This is a genomic window from Bradyrhizobium sp. P5_C11_2 (genome assembly GCF_054049755.1).
The window spans coordinates 1-5994 of sequence record NZ_JBFULT010000466.1 but is presented as its reverse complement, the minus strand read 5'-3'; the positions used below and the strand labels follow the sequence as shown (position 1 = coordinate 5994).

The window sequence follows — 5994 nt, the reverse complement described above, 5'->3', positions numbered from 1 at the left end:
TCCATAATCTGCTGAACGAACTGTCCGGCGTCGACGAAGCGCAGGACATCAATCGGATGGACACGCACACGCTCTGGGAATTTGGCGCCAAGCCGTTCGAGCGCGTGCTGGGAAAAAGTCTCGCCGCGGCCGATCAGAGCGAAGTCGCCGCCGCCCGCCCGGAAGTGCAGCGGCAATTGGCCAACGGCCGGAGCGAGCCCGTTCTGGTCAAAACCCACCTCTGCATCGGCAATGAATATCAGCACCCAACGATCAATTTGAATGCCACGCTGGCCGCCATCTATATCGTCCGCAATCCGCTCGACGTCGCCATCTCCTATGCGCACCATTCGGGCGTGCGCATCGACGCGATGATCGCCTCCATGGCGACGCCGGGCCTGAAGACCCCCGAAACCGCACGGGCGGCCTACCAGGTCCTGGGATCATGGAGCCAGAATGTTGCGAGCTGGCTCGGACTGGCCGACCGGCCGATGCACATCATGCGGTATGAGGACCTGGTCGCCAATCCGGTCCGGCCGTTCGGAACGCTGGCGCGCTTTCTGGGCCTGACCCCGAGCGAACAGCAACTCCGGGCCGCCATCGCAAAATCGTCGTTTGGTGAGTTGCGGCGGCAGGAATCCGAGAACGGCTTCATCGAACGGCCCAAGACCGCGAAAATCTTCTTTCGTGAAGGGCGGGCCGGACAGTGGCGCGATGTCCTCTCACCCGCCCAGATCCAGGAGATCACGCGCGCTCATGCGCCCATGATGCAGCGATTTGGATATCTGGCGCCGGATTGCGGAAGGCCTCTTCGGCCGCAACAGACAGCGTGACGGCGCCGCAGCAGATCGGTGTGGTCTGTTGCGCCGGCCAGCTCGCCGGTTCTCACCTCATTGTCAGACCGGGAAAAGCGACTTAAGATTGCAAGGAAGGGTGTCCTCCATTGTTCTCTCTCGCCAGAGCCATCGCTGAAACCTGGGGTCATGCCGCGCTGGTGGAACGGGATATCTGCTCCGCTTGGTCGCTGTCCCGTAACCTGCCTTGGGAAGAGGTTCCATGCCGTTGACGGTGACGCCAATTGGCGTGCGGTGCAATCTGCAATGCGGCTACTGCTACGAGGATCCGCAGCGCGATGCCGGTAATCTTGGCGTGCGCTACGACCTCGATGCCATGAAGCGATCGATCGTCGCGCACAGCCGCGCCGATGAGCCGTTTCTGCTGTTCGGCGGCGAGCCTCTGTTGCTGACCAAGGACGTCCTGGAAGACCTGTGGGACTGGGGCTTCAAACGCACGGGACGCAACACCGTCCAGACCAACGGCGTCCTGATCGACGATGAGCATATCGCCTTGTTCAAGCGTTACCAGGTTGGCGTCGGCCTTTCGATGGATGGGCCGGGCGAACTCAACGACGCGCGCTGGGATCATACGCTGGAGCGTACCCGTCGTTCGACGGCTCGCAGCGAGCAGGCCATCGAGAAGCTTGTCGCCAACGGCATCGTACCCAGCCTGATCGTCACCTTGCATCGCATGAACGGCAGCGCCGACCGGCTGGAGAAGCTGATCGACTGGTTCTGTTATCTGGAGAGCCTCGGCATCCGGCGGATCGGACTCCATTTGCTGGAGGTGGAAAGCGAAGAGGCGCGTGAGAAGTACGCGCTTTCCACCGAGGAGACCATCCATGCCCTGCGGCGATTGCGCAAGGCACGCCAGAAGCTCAGCGGCTTGACCCTGACCCTGATTGAGGATCTCGAGCTGCTCCTGCTGGGCCAGGACTCCGGATCAAAATGTATCTGGCAGGCCTGCGATCCCTACACCACGCGTGCCGTGAAGGGGCTGGACGGACAGGGCGAACGCAACAAATGCAGCCGGGTCAACAAGGACGGCGTCGACTATCTGCCCGCCGCGCGCGAGGGGTTCGAACGCTATCTGGCGCTTTACCACACGCCGCAGGACGCAGGTGGCTGCAAAGGCTGCCGGTTCTTCCTGATGTGCCGCGGCCAATGCCCGGGCACGGMGATCGCGGGGGACTGGCGCAGCAAATCGGAGCAATGCCCGACCTGGCTCAGGGTGTTCGCCGAGATCGAGGCCGAGCTCGTCGCCAAGGGCATCACGCCGCTGTCGCTGCGACCCGAACGACTGGACGTGGAGGCGGAATTGTTGCGGCGTTGGGAATCCGGGCAGAACTCGCCGGTCGAATACGTGATGCGCGCCTTGCGCGCCCGCCGCCAGGCGGCCAGTGCCCCGGCGCAGGTGGCCCCGACGTGACAGCCGCGTTCGATCTGACATCCGGCGCTGTCGTGAGCGCGGCATCACGCGTTCCACGGGACTATTCCGATCGATTGGACTTCCGCATGCCGCCGTTCCTGCGCATGGCATGGGCGAGCGCGGCGGCGCGGGATCGATGGTCCGAACCATTGGGCCGCCTGGTCAACGAGATACGAATCTCGGAATGGCTGTCCGTGGCCGCCGGCGTTCGGTTGGCCGCGATCATGGCGGTGCCCAAAGCACGATCCTCGGCGCAGTCGGCCGAATGGGCGAACCGCGGTCTCGCCTCCCGCATACTTGGTCCCGCCGATGCCCCCCTCGTTCGCGTGCTCAACGGCAAGTCATCGAGCGTTGCGGCATCGGATGAAGTGCACCTCGTCACGCGCAACGAACGCATCGAACAACTCGCTTCGATATGGCGCGCGGCCGATCTGGGCCAGATGGCCGATTGGCTGGGTTACCCGTCCTGCTGCGCCGCATTCCTGAAGACGGTCGCGATCGAACGGCAAGAGCTGGATACGACCTGGGCCATGGTCGAGGGCCATGTCGTTGACGACAATGCTTCGCAGATTGCGGAAATAGACGACTGCACGGTCAATCCGCTGCTGTCGGCGCTCGGTCTTCGTTCGGCGCCGCATCGGCCATGCTGCTTCCATTGCCAGGCGACCCAACGCCTGGCTTCGGTTTATGGCGACCTGAGAAGCAAAGTTTCCTCTCAACCGGACCAGGGAGCGCTGGGGCAGGCGTTGGCCTGGCCGGTGGAGTGGTCGTCCCTCCATGGGATCGTCGAGGTGAAGCTGCCGATTCTCACGCTTTGCTACGACGGTGATGCGACCGCGACAGCCTACAAGGTGCGCCTCACCGGCGGCGCGCCGCCAGAGCACGCAGCGCAAGGACTGGGCTTTCCCTACCAGACGCCGCAGCGGCGCCGGCCTCGAACCGATGCCGGCTGAAGGATTCCACGCATCGTTGCCTTTTGCCGAACGGCATCCGGTTGCAGCCGCCGGCGAAGCATTCGCGCAGGATTTGGGAGCAGCGATATGAGCTCAACGACGGTCTACGTCATCGGCGCCGGGGTCGACCCGGTGCGCCATCTGACGATCGAAGCGATGAGATTCCTTGGCGCCTGCAAGGAGATCTGGACCAATGTGCCGATCGATGTATTCCGGCGTCTACCCGGAAACCTCGAACCTGCGGTGCGCAGCCTGAAGCCCTTCTACAAGGACAACCAGCCGCGCCGGCAAAACTATGCCGACGTGACACGGCATATCCTGGCCCGCGCCGGAGAACTCGGCGCCGTCGCCTACCTGACCCAGGGACACCCCATCATCTTCGACAGTGTTGCGACCAATCTCTACAGGGATGGTGCTGCGCAAGGCAGGACAGTGACCTTTGTCGACGGCGTATCCAGTATCGATACCGTGCTGCTGGACGTCCGTTTCGACCCTGGCGGAGGCCTGCAGATATTCGAGGCAACCAGCTTCGTGTACGACAAGCTGAAATTCGACACGCGCGGCGCGCTGCTCCTGTTCCAGCCCTCGGTGTTCGGAATGCCCACGCCGCGGTTGACCGCCAACGCCCCTCATCCGGACTTGCGGCTTTTGCGCGATACGCTGCTGGAGCACTATCCGGCCAACCACATCGCCACCTTTGTGCGGTCTGCGACCAGTTTCAATCCGCCGTTCATGATTGCGGTGGAGATCGGAGCGCTGGATACGGTCGCTCCATCCGCCACGCTCGCGTCCTCCCTCTTCATCGCGCCAGTCAAGGCATGATCAGCGCTGGCCGGATAGCGGCTCCCGCTCGAACGCGTACAGATGGTTCATCGCCGTCGAGACGAAAATTCGCTTTCCGTCGGGCGTTGCGGCAATGGCGTTGGTGACGGCGTCTTCCAGTTGCAGGCGGCCGCAGATTTCGAGCGTATCCGGATCGATTTCCATCACCACCCCGCCATTGGTTCCGACCATCACCTTGCCGTCGACCAGCCTCGGAGAACAATAGACCCGAGCCCTTGCCGGGATTTTCTTGATCAGGCTCATCGACGCCAGATCAATCACATACAGGTTGCGATCGCCGGAGCCGCAGAACAGCCGGTCGCCGACGATGAGTGGCGTGGTGTAGCAGATCTCCTCGGTTTCCCATTCGCCGAGCTTTTGCCCGGTCGCGAGGTCGAGCACGTAGATGGACTTGTCGAACGAGGCGAACGCGACCACGCCGCGCTTCTCGCACACGGCGGGGGCATATTTGACCGACCGCCTTGTCTTGAAGGTCCAGATCGTCTTGCCGGTTTTGGCCGCGATGGCGGCCATGACGTGATCGGCCGTCCCCCAGAGGATGAGATCGCCGCCAGCCCAGTAAGCGGGCGAGCCATGCTGGAATTTGCGGACAGGATATTCCCAGGTCTTTTCGCCTGTCAGCATATTCAACGCGGCGATGCCGCCCTGAGCCCAAGGTCGTTCATATTCAATGCCGAAAAACACCAATCCATGTTGCGGCACCACGAGCGGTGAGGCCCCTATCCATTCGCCTTGCGCTACGGCCCAGACCACCTGTCCGTCCGCCGCATCCAGACAATAGGCCACGCCATTATACGCACCGAAATAGATCCGATCCTGATGGAATGCAGGAGAGGACCAGATCCCCTTTCCCGCGGCAGCTCCGGTCACCTGATGTTCCCAAATGACCCGGCCTGTATCGGCATCGAACGCCTGCATTTTTCCGGCATCGGAGCCCCGATAAATCACCGAGCCGACCAGCAGCGGCGCCGACTTCGGCACGACGTGGAAAGGAAAACCGCCCGGAACCGGCACGTGCCAGAGCAGCCGATAGGCCTGACGCGGCGGCGGCGGGTCGTTCTGCAAGTCCAATCCGAAATCGCGCAGTTTGAACAGAGCCTGTACGGCAATGCCCTTTTGCTGCCRCCAGCGCAGGCCGGACTGCGACTCATAGTCGATGACGGCAAACAACCCGCCGACCGTTTTGCCGGTTGTGGCTTCGATGGCGACGCGCGCTTTCTCGGCACCGCTTGCTGAATTGATGATGTCGTCCACCAGGATGATGGGGGCGTCGGTGACGTTGCCTTCGATAATTCTGCCGAGCCCGGTGGACTTTCTCTCCTTGCGGATCATGAAGCCGTTGATATCCCGGTGCTGCTCAGGAGCCCGCAACAGGATGGCCGTCAACAGCGGAATTGCCGCCGTCTCCATCCCGCCGACCTGGAACCGCGCGCGGTCACGATTCAGAAGCCAGAATTCATCGGCGATGGCGGCCAGACTGTCCGGACGCATGAAGATCGCGCGCAGATCGATCAGCCAGCTCTGCAAGCGCCCATTGGTCGAGATGGGTTTGACGTCACCGCGATGGATGCCATTCTGGCTGATGTCCGCCAGGATGGCATCTCGCCCACTGTCGGGACGAGTAGCCAATGTCGCGCCGATCGGATCTTCGTCCACTCGTCGTGCCCTTACCGGATCAGACCGTTCATGCGTCACGGCTGCCCGACAAGCTTCGCCCGGTAATATTCCGTGTGACGCTTGAACTCCTCGACCAGTGCCAGGTTGCGGCGCGGCAGAACATCGAAAATGACGTGAATCCGCCAGTCATCGCCTTCGTTACCCGCCGAGTGCCAAAGATTGTTGTTGAACCACCAAACCTCACCGGGATTCCAGGTGCAGCGGACACCGCCGCATTCCATCAGGCTGCCGACACTCCGCAAGACCAGGTGATAGCGGTCGCGGCATAAGTAATAAT

General features: G+C 62.3%; 6 protein-coding genes. 4 read left to right on the top strand and 2 right to left on the bottom strand.

Annotated features, from left to right (window positions below):
- From ACXJL8_RS31195 to ACXJL8_RS31180, 4 genes are all read left to right on the top strand, one after another.
- Nucleotides 1–812: sulfotransferase domain-containing protein (locus tag ACXJL8_RS31195; RefSeq protein ID WP_456686167.1), on the top strand; the 812-nt coding region annotated here is incomplete at its 5' end.
- Nucleotides 813–1035: 223 nt separating this feature from the next.
- Entirely contained in the window at nt 1036–2244 is a 1209-nt protein-coding gene (locus ACXJL8_RS31190) for a radical SAM protein (RefSeq protein WP_456686166.1), read from the top strand.
- Between the two features lie 86 nt (nt 2245–2330).
- Nucleotides 2331–3197, top strand: a complete 867-nt coding sequence (locus tag ACXJL8_RS31185; RefSeq protein ID WP_456623313.1) for a hypothetical protein — start codon at nt 2331–2333, stop codon at nt 3195–3197.
- A gap of 87 nt (nt 3198–3284) precedes the next feature.
- The gene (locus ACXJL8_RS31180) at nt 3285–4019 is read left to right on the top strand and encodes an SAM-dependent methyltransferase (RefSeq protein ID WP_456623314.1); all 735 of its coding nucleotides are present in this window, start codon (nt 3285–3287) and stop codon (nt 4017–4019) included.
- On the opposite strand, the gene ACXJL8_RS31175 is transcribed toward ACXJL8_RS31180, so the two are convergent.
- Complete coding sequence (locus ACXJL8_RS31175; RefSeq protein WP_456686165.1) at nt 4020–5696, bottom strand: outer membrane protein assembly factor BamB family protein; 1677 nt, start codon at nt 5694–5696, stop codon at nt 4020–4022.
- 35 nt (nt 5697–5731) lie between these two features.
- Nucleotides 5732–5994, bottom strand: a 263-nt coding sequence (locus tag ACXJL8_RS31170; protein ID WP_456686164.1) for an aspartyl/asparaginyl beta-hydroxylase domain-containing protein, incomplete at its 5' end; no start/stop codon positions are given.